10 protein-coding genes are annotated in these 16,907 nt (G+C 62.4%); 8 read left to right on the top strand and 2 right to left on the bottom strand.

Features of this window, described 5'->3' with window-relative positions:
* Nucleotides 1–2 precede the first annotated feature (2 nt).
* Nucleotides 3–842 (bottom strand): class I SAM-dependent methyltransferase, encoded by an 840-nt coding sequence (locus tag PGC08_RS11025; protein WP_009881388.1) that lies wholly within the window; start codon nucleotides 840–842, stop codon nucleotides 3–5.
* A gap of 204 nt (nucleotides 843–1,046) precedes the next feature.
* Between PGC08_RS11025 and rpsA the strand changes: the two genes are divergently transcribed.
* The 5 genes from rpsA to PGC08_RS11000 all read left to right on the top strand — a co-directional run bounded on the left by rpsA (nucleotide 1,047) and on the right by PGC08_RS11000 (nucleotide 9,052).
* Nucleotides 1,047–2,534, top strand: coding sequence for a 30S ribosomal protein S1 (rpsA, locus tag PGC08_RS11020; RefSeq protein ID WP_069600240.1), 1,488 nt, complete (start codon nucleotides 1,047–1,049; stop codon nucleotides 2,532–2,534).
* Between the two features lie 46 nt (nucleotides 2,535–2,580).
* Nucleotides 2,581–4,401 carry a hypothetical protein gene (locus PGC08_RS11015; RefSeq protein WP_271708421.1) on the top strand — a complete coding sequence of 607 codons (1,821 nt, stop codon included), beginning with the start codon at nucleotides 2,581–2,583 and terminating at the stop codon, nucleotides 4,399–4,401.
* A gap of 28 nt (nucleotides 4,402–4,429) precedes the next feature.
* Nucleotides 4,430–5,590 carry a dephospho-CoA kinase gene (coaE, locus tag PGC08_RS11010; protein ID WP_271708420.1) on the top strand — a complete coding sequence of 387 codons (1,161 nt, stop codon included), beginning with the start codon at nucleotides 4,430–4,432 and terminating at the stop codon, nucleotides 5,588–5,590.
* 65 nt (nucleotides 5,591–5,655) lie between these two features.
* Nucleotides 5,656–7,788 carry an excinuclease ABC subunit UvrB gene (uvrB, locus tag PGC08_RS11005; protein WP_069600237.1) on the top strand — a complete coding sequence of 711 codons (2,133 nt, stop codon included), beginning with the start codon at nucleotides 5,656–5,658 and terminating at the stop codon, nucleotides 7,786–7,788.
* A gap of 202 nt (nucleotides 7,789–7,990) precedes the next feature.
* Nucleotides 7,991–9,052, top strand: a complete 1,062-nt coding sequence (locus PGC08_RS11000; RefSeq protein ID WP_271708419.1) for a TerC family protein — start codon at nucleotides 7,991–7,993, stop codon at nucleotides 9,050–9,052.
* 110 nt (nucleotides 9,053–9,162) lie between these two features.
* Here PGC08_RS11000 and PGC08_RS10995 read toward each other — a convergent pair whose 3' ends face one another.
* On the bottom strand, nucleotides 9,163–9,453 hold the full coding sequence (locus PGC08_RS10995) for a YciI family protein (RefSeq protein WP_096145592.1): 291 nt from the start codon (nucleotides 9,451–9,453) through the stop codon (nucleotides 9,163–9,165).
* 66 nt (nucleotides 9,454–9,519) lie between these two features.
* Between PGC08_RS10995 and PGC08_RS10990 the strand changes: the two genes are divergently transcribed.
* Genes PGC08_RS10990 through uvrC form a run of 3 tightly spaced genes read left to right on the top strand, consistent with a single transcriptional unit; the run spans nucleotide 9,520 to nucleotide 16,783 of the window.
* Nucleotides 9,520–12,045, top strand: a complete 2,526-nt coding sequence (locus tag PGC08_RS10990; RefSeq protein ID WP_271708418.1) for a DEAD/DEAH box helicase — start codon at nucleotides 9,520–9,522, stop codon at nucleotides 12,043–12,045.
* Between the two features lie 15 nt (nucleotides 12,046–12,060).
* Nucleotides 12,061–14,931 (top strand): excinuclease ABC subunit UvrA, encoded by a 2,871-nt coding sequence (gene uvrA, locus PGC08_RS10985; protein ID WP_069600234.1) that lies wholly within the window; start codon nucleotides 12,061–12,063, stop codon nucleotides 14,929–14,931.
* Complete coding sequence (gene uvrC, locus PGC08_RS10980) at nucleotides 14,924–16,783, top strand: excinuclease ABC subunit UvrC (protein WP_009881378.1); 1,860 nt, start codon at nucleotides 14,924–14,926, stop codon at nucleotides 16,781–16,783. Before uvrA ends, uvrC begins: the two co-directional genes overlap by 8 nt.
* Nucleotides 16,784–16,907 lie beyond the last annotated feature (124 nt).

Below are 16,907 nucleotides of genomic sequence, written 5' to 3'. Positions count from 1 at the left end.
AGTCAGTCCTTGTTGAGCGTGGTGGAGAAGATGACGGTGCCGGGCATGAGGGAGCCGCGCAGCGGAGACCAGCCGCCCCAGGCCGTCTGATTGGACTCCGGCCATTCCGGCTCGGTCACCGAATCGATCGTGAAGCCGGCCGTGACCAGCAGATTCACCCAATCTCCCATCGTGCGATGGTGCTCGGCGTAGACGGGCTGTCCATCGGAGGAGATCTCGACGTAGGGGGTGCGGTCGAAGTAGGAGTATTCGACCGTCAGGCCCGCTTCACCGGGCACATCGGGGAACATCCACCGCATCGGATGGGTCGTTGAGAACGCCCACCGTCCACCGGGGCGGACCACACGTGCGACCTCGGACAGAACCACCTCGGCGTCCTTGACGAAGGGAAGGGCACCGTAGGAGGAGAACGCGACATCGAAGCTGTTCGAAGCGAACGGCAGTTCTCGGGCATCGGCGTGGAGGAACGTCGGGGGAGTGGCGTCCTCGCTGAGGGGATGCTCTCGCTGCAGGCGAGAAGCCTGCTCGAGCATGCCGGCGGAGACGTCTACGCCCGTGGCGATGGCACCTTCTTCGGCCAACCAGCGCGAGCACTGACCGGCACCGCAGCCGACCTCGAGGATCTGGCGTCGGCGCACATCGCCGAGCAGATTCACATCGGATTCGTGAATTCCCTCGGGACACCACATGAACTCCGAGGCGCCCAGGAAACTGCCGTGTTCGGCGAGGTACTCCTCGGCGGAATTGTCCCAATACCCTCTGTTGGCGCGTACTGAGGCCTCTTCATCGATGGGCAGATAGCCACCGCTGATGACCTCGGCTTGATAACTTCCGTCGCTCATCATTCCTCCGTGGCGATCGCCATGTTTCTTTTCCGACTTCGGCGTGCATTCACGCCATGGATGATGCTAGTATTGACAACCGTATGCGCGTATGCATACATGTCCAAAATCGTAATCGAGACCGGATCCAGTTCTCGGGCTGTTTCACAGCATCGCCTCAGAGTATCGGATCTGGACCATAATTCCATCGGAGTCCCAACCTATATGACCACCACCACGCCGGAATCGGTGCAGCCGAAGCAGGTCGCTGTCAACGACATCGGAACCGCTGAGGACTTTCTCGCCGCAGTCGACGAAACGATCAAGTACTTCAACGATGGCGACATCGTTGAGGGCACCGTCGTCAAGGTCGATCGCGACGAAGTGCTCGTCGACATCGGATACAAGACGGAAGGCGTCGTCCTTTCGCGAGAACTCTCCATCAAGCATGATGTCGATCCCGGCGAAGTCGTCGAGGTCGGGGACGAAATCGAAGCCCTCGTTCTTCAGAAGGAAGACAAAGAAGGCCGACTCATGTTGTCCAAGAAGCGCGCTCAGTACGAGCGTGCCTGGGGCGACATCGAAAAGATCAAGGAAGACGACGGTGTTGTCACCGGTACGGTCATCGAGGTTGTCAAGGGCGGCCTGATCGTCGACATCGGACTGCGCGGCTTCCTGCCCGCTTCCCTCGTCGAGATGCGTCGCGTCCGCGACCTTGCTCCTTACATCGGCCAGCAGGTCGAAGCCAAGATCATCGAACTGGACAAGAACCGCAACAACGTCGTTCTGTCCCGTCGCGCATGGCTCGAGCAGACCCAGTCCGCTGTCCGCCACGACTTCCTGCAGACCCTGCAGAAGGGCCAGGTCCGTCCCGGCGTCGTTTCCTCGATCGTCAACTTCGGTGCATTCGTCGACCTCGGTGGTGTCGATGGACTCGTACACGTGTCTGAACTGTCTTGGAAGCACATCGATCACCCAGGCGAGGTCGTCACCGTTGGTGACGAGGTCACCGTTGAGGTGCTCGACGTCGACATGGATCGCGAACGCGTCTCCCTGTCGCTCAAGGCGACTCAGGAAGACCCATGGCAGCACTTCGCTCGCACCCACGTCATCGGCCAGATCGTTCCCGGCAAGGTCACCAAGCTGGTTCCATTCGGTGCGTTCGTGCGCGTCGAAGACGGCATCGAAGGCCTCGTCCACATCTCCGAACTCGCAGTTCGCCACGTGGACCTGCCAGAACAGGTCGTCTCCGTTGACGAGACCATCTACGTCAAGGTCATCGACATCGACCTCGAACGTCGCCGCATCTCGCTGTCGCTGAAGCAGGCGAACGAAGGCGTCGACCCAGAGGCCGACGAATTCCTCGACCCTGCCCTCTACGGCATGCCGCAGGAATACGACGAAGACGGCAACTACAAGTACCCAGAAGGCTTCGATCCCGAGACCAACGAGTGGATGGAAGGCTTCGATTCACAGCGCGAGGTCTGGGAGCAGCAGTACGCTGCCGCTCAGGAACGCTGGGAAGAGCACAAGAAGCAGGTCGCCAAGGCGATCGCTGCGGATGCCGAAGCCGGCTCCGAAGAAGCAGGCAGCGCTCCTGCCGAAGCTGCTCCAGCCACCGGATCGTTCTCCTCGGAAGAGGCAGGCGACGAAGGAACACTGGCCAGCGACGAAGCTCTCGCAGCTCTGCGTGAGAAGCTTGCAGGCAGCTGATAACAGCACTCACAAGGGCTCCCGGTCGATTGATCGGGAGCCCTTTGTGTTTGCTCCCACTCTGCGACAGCGGGCTCGTCCCTGGCTGTGGTACGCGCTTCTGCTGACCGTTGTCAGCATCTGTGTGTTCGGGCAGGTCGCTGCCGATCCCGGTGGACAGGTCGTCGCAAGCAATGACGACTCATCGCTGTTCATCTGGTGGCTCGGACATGCGGCCGAGCTGCTCGGCTCACAGCTCGGCTTGGGAAACGACGCAGCTCAGAGCGGAACCGCGGACGGCTACCTCTACACGGAGGCGATGAACACTCTCCACGGGGGAGTCAACGGCGCTTGGAACACCTCCCTGGCCGGACTGGGGCTGATCTTAGCGCCCATCACCTGGGCAGCGGGACCCGTCGTCAGCTACAACCTGCTCATCATCTCCATCCCTGTCCTCGTGAGTCTGGCGACCGCGGCGCTGTTCTCACGGTTCCTCACCCACGTCCCCGCCTTCGTCGCGGCCGGCGGTGTCGGCTTCTCCAGCTACGTCATCGCACAGGCCTCCGGCCATCCCAACCTCGCCTTCGCCGTCGCCCCGCCACTGGTGGCGCTGATCATCATCAAACTGGTCCTGCGGGCTCCGCAGACGGGCTTCGCCAGCCGTGAGTTCTGGGCGCTGAGCCTCGGACTCGGCGCCGTCCTCGGCTTCCAGTTCTACGTCTCCACCGAGGTGCTCGCCGGAACCTTCATCGCGGCACTGTGTCTGCTCATCTCCATCGCCGTCTTCGGCCGAAGAGCGTGGACCCTGGCCGGTTGGCTGCGGTTAGGGCTTGGTGGTGTGATCGGCTCTGCCCTTGCACTGCTGCTCGCGATTCCCCTGCTGCTGACCATGCGCGGCCCGAACGCCCCCACAGGCGCAATCAGACCCCATGGGGTGTGGAACACCGACCTGCTCGACCCCATCATCCCCGCAGGCCCGACGCTGCTCGGGTCCGGATCATCGCCGATCCCGCGCGTCATGGACATCGATTCCGCCGAGCTCGGAGCCTATGTCGGCATTCCCGCGCTCATCGCCGCCGTCATCATCGTCATCTGCCTGATCCGCAGTCGAAGGTATAAGACGATCCTGGCCATCGCCTCGGCGACGGGGTTCGTGGTCTTCGTCCTTTCACTGGGCTCACCCGTCCTCCTCAACGGGACGGTCGTATCCGGGGTCGGTCCCTTCGCGCTGATCGAAGCGATCCCCGTGCTCAACAACATTCTGCCCATGCGCCTGGTCCTGCATTCGACGATCGCCCTGTTCGCGATCCTCGGCTGCGGGCTGCAATGGGCCCTGGAGAATATCCGAAGGCGCCGAGCCCAGGCGCTGCTGGGACTGCTCGTCATCTCCGCGGTGGTCGTGGTCCCCGGGGTGCAGACCTCGCGAGAGGTCTACGTGCCGGACTTCTACACCGAGTCCATCACCGAGGTGGTCCCCGCCGGGTCCGTGGTCAAGACCGTGCCGCGCCCCCTGGCCTGGGCCGAACCGCATGCCGATGAGGCCATGGTGTGGCAGGCCGTGAGCGGCTTTCACTACCGGGAGACCGGCGGGTACTTCATCGGCTCGAGCCCGGAGTCGGACGTCACCTATGCGGCCCCCGAAGACGCTCTCGACGAGGTCCTCTACGACACGGTCTTCGCCGGCGCACCCTTCCCCGACCCCGACAGCGCCGAAGTCCGTGCCGCCGTCGACGAGCTGCGCGCCTCGGGAGTCGACTATGTGATACTCGCCCCTGATGCCCCACTGCTGCCCGGCGAACCCGGTGACTACGAAGACTTCCTCAACTCGAGCCTCGGCGAGCCGATGTTCGATGACGAGGGTGTTCTCGTCTACCCGCTGAATCGCTAGCGCCGGGTCATATCGCTAGGCTGAAGGCATGTTGAAAATAGGTCTCACCGGCGGCATCGGTGCCGGGAAGTCAACCGTCTCCAAGATCCTCGCCGACCATGGCGCGGCCATCATCGACGCCGACAAGATCGCGCGTGAAGTCGTCGCACCGGGAGAGCCGCTGCTGGCTCAGCTCGCCCAGCGGTTCGGTGAGGACGTCATCGCCGACGATGGGGGACTCGACCGAGCTCAGCTGGCGGCCGCGGCCTTCGGGGACGAAGAGTCGACCGCTGCACTCAATGCCCTCATGCATCCAGCTATCCGCGATCGCACGATCGATCACTTCGCCGAACATGCCGACGCCGAGGTGGTCGTCCACGATGTTCCCCTTCTCGTCGAGAACGGGATGACCCCGTCCTACCACCTCAACCTCCTCGTCGATGTGCCAGCCGAACTTCGACTGCAGCGGCTGATGAGCGCCCGAGGCATGGACCGCGCCGATGCCCAGTCACGCATCGCCCGCCAGGCCACCGATGAACAGCGCTACGCGGTCTGCGACGTCATCATCGACAACGCAGGAGAGGTCAGCGACACCCGGGACACCGTCGCCCGGCTGGTCGAAGACCGGATCCTCCCGTTTGCGGCCAATCTGGCCAAACGGAAACGTGCCCAGCGCGGACCGGCCGAACTCGTCGAGCCCGTTGGCCACGACTGGTCGCTGCAGGCACAGCGGATCATCGCCAAACTCCACCACGGTCTCGGCGATCATTTCCGCATCGATCACATCGGATCAACAGCGGTGCCCGATCTCGCCGCGAAGGACATCATCGATCTGCAGCTCCTCGTCTCCGATCTCGACGTTGCACGTGATCTGTCCGACCGCTTGGCGGAGCTGGGATTTCCCGGCCAGGATTCGGTCGACAACCTCGGCGAGGGGCAGCAGGAGGCCAAACGATTTCACGCGAACACGGACCCGGGCCAGGCAGTCAACCTCCACGTCCGAACGACGGATTCCGTCGGCGCCGCCTTCGCACGGAAGTTCGTTGAGCTCCTGAGCAGCGACGAGAGCGAACGACGCAGGTATGAGCAGCTGAAACGAGCTCTGGCCCACGAACATGCCGATCATGGAGACTCCCACGGCTATGCGGAGGCGAAGGAACCCTACTTCCTCACGATGCGCCGACAGCTCGTCCCAGCCAGCTTCGACTGAACAGCGCACACCGGAGTCTCGTCCCAACAATTCACTGTGTCATGGGCGGGGGCTAGGGTTGGACCATGAGCTCAGAACGTCCCCTTCCAGCCATCGGCCACCGGCCTGATGTCACGCGCACAGTCGCCCCGTTCGAAGTCGTGTCCGAATACTCCCCATCCGGTGATCAGCCCACGGCGATCACCGAGATCTCCGAACGCCTCGATCAGGGGGAGCGGGACATTGTTCTCCTGGGTGCCACCGGTACAGGCAAGTCCGCGACCACAGCCTGGCTGATCGAACAGGTGCAGCGCCCGACGCTGATCATGGCGCCGAACAAGACCCTGGCCGCGCAGCTGGCCAACGAGTTCCGACAGCTGTTGCCCAACAACGCCGTTGAGTACTTCGTCTCCTACTACGACTACTACCAGCCTGAAGCCTACGTTCCTCAGACCGACACCTTCATCGAGAAGGACTCCTCGGTCAACGACGAGGTCGAGCGGCTGCGCCACTCCGCAACGAACTCCCTGCTGACTCGGCGTGACGTCGTCGTGGTCTCGACCGTGTCCTGCATCTATGGTCTGGGCACACCGGAGGAATATGTCGACCGGATGGTGACGCTGCAGAGAGGCGAGCAGTGTGACCGTGACGAACTGCTCAAACGCTTCGTGTCGATGCAGTACGCCCGCAACGATATGGCGTTCACTCGCGGAACCTTCCGGGTCAGGGGCGATACGGTCGAGATCATCCCGCAGTATGAGGAGCTGGCCCTGCGCATCGAGTTCTTCGGCGATGAGATCGAATCCCTGCAGACGCTGCACCCGCTGACCGGTGAGATCGTCCGTGAGGAGGAGACCATCCACGTCTTCCCCGCCTCGCACTATGTCGCCGGTGAGAATCGGATGGGTCGGGCCGTCAGTGAGATCGAGGACGAGCTGCAGAAGCGGCTGAGCGAATTCGAATCACAGAACAAGCTCCTCGAGGCACAGCGCCTGAAGATGCGCACCACCTACGACCTCGAGATGATGGAGTCCATGGGCTTCACCTCCGGCATTGAGAACTACTCCCGCCACATCGACGGACGCCCCGCCGGATCGGCACCGAACTGTCTGCTCGACTACTTCCCCGAAGACTTCCTCCTCGTCGTCGACGAGTCCCATGTGACGGTGCCCCAGATCGGCGGCATGTACGAGGGCGACATGTCGCGCAAACGCACCCTGGTCGAACACGGTTTCCGCCTGCCCAGTGCGATGGACAACCGTCCCCTGAAATTCGACGAGTTCCGTGAACGCATCGGGCAGGCCGTGTATCTGTCCGCGACCCCGGGCAATTTCGAACTGGGCAACGCGAACGGCTATGTCCAGCAGATCATCCGACCCACAGGCCTGGTCGATCCGGAGATCGTCGTCAAACCAACGAAGGGACAGATCGACGATCTGCTCGACGAGATCAGAACCCGCGTCGATGCCCAGGAGAGAGTCCTAGTCACCACGTTGACGAAGAAGATGGCCGAGGACCTCACGGACTATCTCCTCGAACACGATGTGCGCGTTCAGTACCTTCACTCCGACGTCGACACTCTGCGCCGAGTCGAACTCCTGACCGAGCTGCGGGCCGGAGAGTTCGACGTGCTCGTGGGCATCAACCTTCTGCGTGAGGGTCTCGACCTGCCCGAAGTCTCCCTGGTGGCCATCCTCGACGCCGACAAGGAAGGCTTCCTGCGTTCGGCGACTTCGCTGATTCAGACGATTGGTCGCGCGGCTCGAAATATCAACGGCCAGGTGCATATGTACGCCGACACGATCACCCGGTCGATGCGAGAGGCCATCGACGAGACTGATCGCCGACGTGAAATACAGGTTGCTCACAATAAGGAACACGGCATCGACCCCATGCCGCTGGTCAAGAAGATCGCGGACATCACCGAACGCCTGCAGCGCGAGGACGCAGACACGCGTGAGCTCCTCACCGAATTCGACTACGGCAAGGGCAAACGCGGATACAACTCGACGCTGACCGATGAACAGCGCCAGGCCGCAGGAAAGTCGGGATCGCTGCGCCCACCTGCTGCTGACCTGACCGAACTCATCGAGTCCCTGACCTCGCAGATGCACACAGCCGCAGCGGAGCTCCAGTTCGAGCTCGCCGCACGGCTGAGAGACGAACTCTCGGATCTCAAGCAGGAGCTGCGGCAGATGAAGCAGGCCGGGCACGCCTGATTCGACCCGCGTGCAAGTGCACGAGCAGCCACGCGACTATACTGGTAAGGCTGGCGAAAGGGAGTATCCCGTCCATCCGTGCTCGTCATCACGATCCCACAGAGGGTCCGGGCGCGGAGCGCACGCCGCCACTGCTGCAGTGGACTTAGCGTGGGAGAGACTTTCGGCACGGATACACTCCCGACACCTTTGAAAGGCATTCATGGATATCCTGTCCTCCACACTCGCAGCAGGCGGTCAAGCCGCAGCTGGGGGTGAATCCGCCATTCCCCCGTGGTTCATGATCACATCGGGCATCGTCGTCGTCGCCATCCTCGTCTTCGATCTCCTTCTCGTCATCAAGCGCCCCCACACTCCTTCGATGAAGGAAGCCGGCATCTGGGTCGCCTTCTACGTCGGCCTCGCCATCATCTTCGCCGGTGCGCTCTTCGCCATCGGAGACGCCACACACGGCAGCGAATTCCTCACCGGCTGGCTGCTCGAATACTCGTTGAGCATCGACAACCTGTTCGTGTTCATCATCATCATGGGCAGCTTCTCGGTTCCGCGGAAGTATCAGCAGGAAGTCCTCATGGTGGGCATCATCATCGCCATCGTCTTCCGCGGCATCTTCATCCTGGCCGGTTCTGCGATCATCACCGCATTCGTCGAGGTCTTCTTCATCTTCGGCATCTTCCTCCTCATCGTCGCCTACAGGCAGGCATTCAGTGATGAGGACGAAGGCGATGGAGAGAACGGGCTCATCCGCCTTCTGCGCAAACGGATCAACGTCGTCGACGAATACCACGGCAACAGCCTGCGCGTGACGATCGAAGGCAAGAAGTACTGGACGCCCATGTTCATCGTCTTCATCGCGATCGGATCCACAGACATCATGTTCGCGCTGGACTCGATTCCAGCGATCTTCGGAGTCACACAGAATACGTTCCTGGTCTTCACGGCCAACGTGTTCGCACTGATGGGGCTGCGTCAGCTCTACTTCCTGCTCGGAGGCCTCGTCGACAAGCTCGTCTACCTCCACTACGGAATTGCGGCGATCCTTGCCTTCATCGGCGTCAAACTCTTCATCCATGCTCTGCACGAGTCGGGCTGGGAGTTCCTGTCCTGGGGCAGCAACATCCCTGAGGTGCCGACGTGGCTGTCGTTGAGCTTCATCGTGGTCGCCATGGCTGTGGCGACACTCGCCTCCCTGGCGAAGATGAAGAAGGAAGGCATCCCCATCCGCAGCACGAATGCCGAGGACTCAGACGACTCGCAGGACTGAGCGGCTGTTCCTTCTCGCAGCAGATGCGACTGTGCGCGGGTGACCTCCCTCGGGAGAGCACCCGCGCACATGGGCAAGAGGGCCTGGCGGCCAGCTTGCCGAGAACAGCCTCAGGCTTGGGAGAATGGGCCGAAGACCGGTGTCCACTCCCGAACGATCGTCTCGTCGATCACACCGACGGAGGCATAGGGGTCTTTGGCCAGATGAGCTTCGATGTCCTCACGGCTCGCAGCCTGCATCAGCAGAAGACCGCCGGGGGCCGGATCATTGTCCAGAGGTCCTGAAGCCAGAACGGTTCCGGCTTCGTACAGTTCGGACTGCCACGCACGATGGGCGGGCCGTGATTCCATCCGGGTGTCAGTATCTGGACCATAGACATAGTTGACAGCGAAAACCGGCATCTGAAACTCCTGAGGTTCGATCAATAGGATGGACATCAGTCTAAACGGAAAGGTCTGTGCATAGTTGTGGTGCGATTGCAGGAGATCCCAGCGGAATTCGCTGATGAAGACGCAGTGTACGAGGCCTTCGGCAGTTACTGCCAGGAGCTGGGAATCGAACCGTACCCTGCTCAGGACGAAGCCATCCTCAATATCCTGGCCGGGGACAACACGATCGTGGCCACCCCCACAGGTTCGGGCAAGTCCCTCGTGGCTCTGTTCGCTCTCTACCAATCATTCACCCGTGGGATCCGTGCCTACTACACGGCCCCGCTCAAGGCTCTGGTGAGTGAGAAGTTCTTCTCCCTCATCGACGCCTTCGGCGCTGAGAACGTCGGTATGATCACCGGCGACTCCACGGTCAACGGGGATGCCCCCGTCATCTGCGCGACGGCAGAGATCCTGGCCAACCAGGCTCTGCGCGAAGGCGGACTGGTCGACGCGGGCATGGTCGTCATGGACGAATTCCACTATGTCGCCGACCCCTCACGCGGGTGGGCGTGGCAGGTTCCTCTCCTCGAGATGCCCCAGGCACAGTTCGTGCTCATGTCGGCCACACTGGGCGATACGAGTGAAATCTGTCGCACCATGGAAGACACCACCGGTCGCGACAGCTCCGTCGTCACCTCGGCGACTCGACCGGTTCCTCTCGATTACGAATACTCCACCGAGACCCTCTCCGACACCCTGCGCTCACTCGTGCGCAACGACAAGGCCCCCGTCTACGTCGTGTCCTACTCACAGGCCGGGGCCATCGACCTCGCCACCGGCCTGCTGTCCGTCGATCTCGCATCGAAGGAGCAGAAAGCTGCGATCGCGGCAGCCATCAAGGGCTTCACCTTCGCGAAGGGATTCGGGCAGAGCCTGCGCAAGCTCCTCCTGCACGGCGTCGGCGTCCACCACGCAGGCATGCTGCCCAAATACCGCAGGCTGGTCGAACAGCTCGCACTCAAGGGGCTGCTGCTCGTCATCTCCGGCACCGATACGCTCGGCGTCGGCATCAACGTTCCCATCCGCTCCGTACTGCTGACAGGGCTGACGAAGTTCGACGGCCGGAAGATGCGCAAACTCAGCGTCCGCGAATTCCAACAGCTGGCAGGCCGTGCCGGACGCGCCGGATTCGACACCCGCGGCTACGTCATCGCACAGGCGCCCGAGCATGTCATCGAGAACATGCGGGCAGAAGCCAAAGCGGCCAACACAGACAAGAAAAAGAAGAAGGTCAAGAAGAAGTCCGCACCGGCCGGGTTCGTCGGGTGGTCCGAGGAGACCTTCACCAAGCTCATCGAGTCCCAGGCGGAATCCCTGCGCTCACGCATGAAGATCGACCATTCGACGATCCTCAACCTCGTCGCCCGCCCGGGGTCGGACGTGTCCACGATCAGCCGCTTCATCGACAAGACCCACGAAAGCCGGGAACGTCACCTCGACCTCAAACTCACAGCCCTGAGAATCGGGCGCTCACTCATCGACGCCGGACTCATCGAAGTCAGGGACGGCGAACTGGTCCCGACCACGGATCTGGGACCGCAGTTCGCGCTCAACCAGCCGCTGGCACCCTTCGTGCTCGCAACACTCGAAATGCTCGAGCCGGAAGCGGAGACCTACGCCCTCGACGTGGTCTCCCTCGTCGAATCCACCACACCGGTGCCATTCCCCGTCCTCAAGGGCCAACTCGACAGGATCAAGAAGGACACCTTGGCCGAGCTCAAGGCCGACGGTCTCGAATACCCGGAACGCATGGCGATACTCGACGAGATCGAAGGACCGAAGCCGCTGGCAGAGATCCTCGACCCCGCGTTCGAACACTTCATCGAGGCCCACCCGTGGCTGCGTGCCGGGAACTTCGAACCGAAGTCGATCGTGCGCGACATGATCGAACAGGCGATGGGCTTCACCCAGTTCGTCAGCTATTACAGTCTCACTCGGGTCGAAGGCAGCCTCCTGCGCTACCTCACCGATGTCTTCCGCGCACTGACGCACAATGTTCCCGCCGACGACAGGAATGAGGAGCTCTCAACCATCATCGAATGGCTGGGGGAGACGATCGCGAGAACCGACTCATCCCTGCTCGACGAATGGCGGACCCTGCAGGGTCTGTCCCCGACTGATTTCGCCGACGAGGAGCTGCCCGACCTCGACCGCAAGTTCTCCGACAATGTGAAGGTCTTCACCGCCGAGGTCCGCAACGCCTTGTTCCACCGGGTGCTGCTGGCCGAACGCGCCGACTACGCAGAGCTGGGCCGCCTCGATGCCGAGGACGGCTTCGACGCCACAGCCTGGGAGGACGCGATCGAAGACTTCTACGAGGAATACGGCGACCTCCTCACCGACGGGAAGGCCAGAGGCAAGGAATATATCTCGATCGAACCTGGTTCACAGACGTGGACCGTCCGACAGACCTTGGCCGATCCCGATGACAACAGGGACTGGGCCATCGACGCCGAGGTGGATGTGCCCGCGAGTGATGAAGCCGGAGACATCGTGCTCCGAATCCTCGCGGTCGGAGAGATCAGTGCCCGTCCCCATTCAAGCAATGTCAGTGCCGAGTAATACAGTGGACAGGTGATGAAAACTAACAGCGGTGAGCAGTCTGCAGGCGTGTCACATCTCGACACTCTGTGGGTCAAGGGCGCGCGCGCCCACAACCTCAAGAATGTGGAGATCGCCCTGCCCCGCGACTCCATGGTCGTCTTCACAGGTCTCTCGGGGTCGGGGAAGTCCTCCTTGGCCTTCGACACGATCTTCGCCGAGGGGCAGCGCCGTTACGTCGAGTCCCTGTCCTCCTACGCCCGCATGTTCCTGGGCCAGATGGACAAGCCCGACGTCGATTTCATCGAGGGCCTGTCACCGGCGGTGTCGATCGATCAGAAGTCGACGTCCCGCAACCCGCGATCCACGGTCGGCACCATCACCGAGGTGTATGACTTCCTGCGCCTCCTGTGGGCTCGGATCGGTGTGCCGCACTGTCCCGTGTGCGGTGAGATCATCACCAAACAGACCCCACAGCAGATCGTTGATCAGCTGCTCGAACTCGAGGAGAGGACGAAGTTCCTCGTCCTGGCGCCGATCGTGAGGTCCCGGAAGGGCGAGTTCGTCGACCTCTTCACCGAGCTGCAGGCCAAGGGATTCGCCCGCGCCATCGTCGATGGTGAGCAGATCAGCCTCAGCGAACCACCCACATTGGAAAAGCAGTACAAGCACACGATCTCCGTCGTCGTCGACCGTCTGGTGGCGAAGTCGGGACTGCGCCCGCGCCTGACCGACTCCGTCGAGACGGCACTCGGTCTTGCCGACGGCCGCATGGATGTCGAAATGGTCGACGAAGGCATCACTCGGACGTTCTCTGAGCACATGTCGTGCCCGAATGAGCACGCCCTGGCCATCGACGAGATCGAGCCGCGGACCTTCTCATTCAACTCACCCTTCGGCGCCTGCCCGACCTGTGACGGCATCGGCACTCGACTGCAGGTCGATGAGACACTCGTCGTCCCCGATGAGGACCTCAGCCTCGGTCAGGGAGCAATCGCCCCGTGGGCCGGCGGCAAACAGGTCACGAAGTACTTCAACCGACTCCTCAAGGGTCTCGGAGACGAACTCGGTTTCGACATGAAGACCGCGTGGAAGGACCTGTCGAAGGCGGACAAGTCAGCGATCCTGACCGGCAAGGACTACAAGGTCCACGTCAAATACAAGAACCGCTTCGGCCGCGAACGCACCTACTCAACCGGGTTCGAAGGCGTCTACCAGTACATCCAGCGCAAACACGAGGAAACCGAGTCCGACTGGTCGCGGGAACGCTATGAGTCCTATATGCGTGAGATCCCCTGTGCCAGCTGCAACGGAGCCCGCCTCAAACCGGAGATCCTGGCGGTCAAGGTCGGCGGAAAGTCGATCGCCGAGGTCTCGGAGCTCGCTCTCGACGAATCCGCGGAGTTCCTCTCGCAGCTGGAACTGGACTCCCGTGACGCAGCAGTCGCAGCTCAGGTGATGAAGGAGATCAACGCCCGACTCGGCTTCCTCCTCGATGTCGGACTCGATTACCTCAGCCTCGACCGCCCTGCCGGCTCCCTGTCCGGCGGTGAGGCCCAGCGCATCCGCTTGGCCACGCAGATCGGTTCGGGCCTCGTCGGGGTCCTCTACGTCCTCGACGAACCCTCGATCGGTCTCCACCAGCGCGACAACAGGCGCCTCATCGAGACTCTGAACAAGCTCAAAGAACTCGGCAACACCCTCATCGTCGTCGAACACGATGAGGACACCATCGCCTCGGCGGACTGGATCGTCGACATCGGTCCTGGGGCGGGCGAGCACGGGGGAGAGGTCATCTACTCAGGCCCGGTTCCCGGGCTCAAGGACGCAGACCGCTCCATCACCGGCGACTACCTCGCCGGTCGCAGGTCGATCCAGGTTCCCACGACCCGTCGGCCGGTGGACAAGGACCGTGTCGTCACAGTTGAGAAGGCCGTCGAAAACAATCTTCGCGATGTCTCCGTCTCGTTCCCGCTCGGGGTGCTCACCGCCGTCACCGGCGTTTCCGGCTCCGGCAAGTCGACACTGGTCAACGAGATCCTCTACACCCAGATGGCCAACGTCCTCAACGGTGCCTCGCGGGTGCCGGGTCGGCACAAGCGGGTCACCGGACTGGACAACCTCGACAAGGTCGTCCACGTCGACCAGTCGCCGATCGGTCGCACCCCGCGATCGAACCCGGCGACCTACACGGGCGTCTTCGACCGCATCCGGCGCCTGTTCGCCGAGACCGAATCGGCGAAGATCCGCGGCTATCAGCCGGGCCGGTTCTCCTTCAACGTCAAGGGCGGACGCTGCGAGAACTGCAGCGGCGACGGGACGATCAAGATCGAGATGAACTTCCTGCCCGACGTCTACGTCACCTGTGAGGTCTGCGGGGGAGCCCGATACAACCGGGAAACTCTTGAAGTCACCTTCAAGGGCAAATCCATCGCCGAGGTGCTGGAGATGCCCATCGAGCAGGGCGCTGAATTCTTCGCCGCGATCCCCGCGATCTCCCGTCACCTCAACACACTGGTCGAGGTCGGCCTGGGCTATGTCCGTCTGGGTCAGCCGGCGACCACGCTCTCCGGTGGCGAAGCCCAGCGTGTGAAACTCGCAGCCGAACTCCAGAAGCGCTCCCGCGGGCGCACCGCCTACGTCCTTGACGAACCGACCACGGGCCTGCACTTCGAAGACATCTCGAAGCTGCTGCATGTCCTGCAGGGACTCGTCGACAAGGGCAACACCGTCATCGTCATCGAACACAACCTCGATGTCATCGGCAACGCCGACCACGTCATCGACCTGGGTCCCGAAGGCGGACGAGGCGGTGGAAAGATCATCGCCCAGGGCACACCAGAAGAGGTGGCCGGCAACAAGAAGAGCCACACGGGACGGTTCCTCAAAGCGATGCTCGATGGCTGACCCAGCATCCTACCGCCCGGCCACGGGCAGCATTCCAACCTCGGCGGGGGTCTACAAGTTCCGCGACCCCGACCGGCGGGTGATCTATGTCGGGAAGGCGAAGAACCTCCGCAACCGGTTGAACTCGTACTTCTCGAACCCTGCCCAACTGCACCCGCGCACCTCGACGATGGTCCACACCGCAGCCTCTGTGGAATGGACTGTCGTCGACACCGAGGTCGAGGCGCTGCAGCTCGAGTGGACGTGGATCAACGAATTCAACCCGCGGTTCAACGTCATGTTCCGCGACGACAAGTCCTACCCGTACTTGGCGATCACAATGAACGATGAGGTTCCCCGGGCCTTCATCACCCGCGGAAAGCGCCGCAAGGGAGTCAAGTACTTCGGTCCCTTCGCCCAGGTGTGGGCGATCAAGGACACACTCGACCTGCTGCTGCGTGCCTTCCCGATGCGCACCTGCACCGCCGGGGTGTACAGACGCGCCGAACGCAGCGGCCGACCCTGCCTGCTGGGCTACATCGACAAATGTGCAGCCCCCTGCGTGGGGCAGATCAGCGTGGAAGGTCATAAGGACCTGGCGCGCAGCATCTCCGACTTCATGTCCGGCAACACCGGGCGATTCATCAGCTACCGGCAGAAGGAGATGGCCTCGGCCGCAGAGGAACTCGACTACGAACGGGCGGCACGCCTGCGAGACGAGATCACCGCACTGCAGAAGGTCCTCGACAAGTCGGCTGTGGTCCTCTCCGTCAACGCCGACTGCGATGTGTTCGCGCTCGTCACCGAGGAGCTCGAAGCCTCGGTGCAGGTCTTCCACGTCCGGCAGGGCCGCATCCGCGGTCAGCGCGGATGGATCATCGAACGCTCCGACGATCACAGCCCCGCCGAACTCACCACCGACTACCTCCGCCAGGCGTACACAGGTCTCGACGCGGACGCGATTCCCCGCGAGATCCTCGTCGACACCGTCCCCGCCGATATCGAATCACTCGAGAGCTGGCTGAGCGAACAGCGCGGCTCCCGGGTCACCGTCCGAGTCCCGGAACGCGGAGAGAAGAAGGCCGTACTTGAGACCGTCGCGAAGAACGCGAAGGAGGCCCTGCTCCAGCACAAGCTCAAACGCTCCTCCGATCTGACCACCCGGAGCACGGCACTCAAAGAGATCCAGGAATACCTGTCGCTGCCTGAGGCCCCTCTGCGCATCGAATGCATCGACATCTCCCACACCCAAGGATCCAATGTCGTCGCCTCCCTCGTGGTGTTCGAAGACGGGCTGGTGAAGAAGCGCGACTACCGTCACTTCGCCATCCACGGTGAGGCTGCCACCGATGACACGGCGTCGATGTACGACGTCGTCTCACGTCGGTTCAGTCGCTACCTCGAGCAGATGAGCTCCGATGAACCCGACGAACGTTTCGGGTACCGCCCCAGCCTCCTCGTCGTCGACGGTGCCGGTCCACAGGTGGCGGCGGCGACTCGAGCACTGCACGACCTGGGCATCGTCGACATCTCGGTGGTAGGTCTGGCCAAGCGTCTTGAGGAGGTCTGGGTTCCCGAGGATCCGTTCCCCGTCATCCTGCCCCGCAACTCCGAAGGCCTGTTCCTCATGCAGCGCCTGCGCGACGAGGCGCACCGCTTCGCCATCAGCTACCACCGCTCGAAGCGGGCGAAGGCGATGACGAGTTCCGTCCTCGACGACATCTCCGGATTGGGCGAATCCAAACGGACCGCACTGCTGCGCCACTTCGGCTCGGTGAAGAAGGTGCGGGCAGCCAGCATCGAAGAGCTGTGCGAGGTCAAGGGCATCGGCCAGGCCCTCGCAGAGAAGGTTGCCGCGGCCCTGGCCGAGTGACAGTTTGGCCGGCGCTGAGCCCTCCAGCAGTCAACTGATCTAGAGTAGTCCTCGACAGCTGTCTTCAACCGCGCAGCCCCAGGAGGACGTGTGAGTACGCAGGCCGAATCAATCGGTGCCGACC

This window comes from Brevibacterium sp. BDJS002, assembly GCF_028201555.1.
In the GTDB taxonomy this organism is placed as follows: Bacteria; Actinomycetota; Actinomycetes; order Actinomycetales; family Brevibacteriaceae; genus Brevibacterium; species Brevibacterium aurantiacum.
The sequence above is the reverse complement of the archived record's forward strand: the minus strand, read 5'-3'. Positions and strand labels throughout refer to the sequence as shown.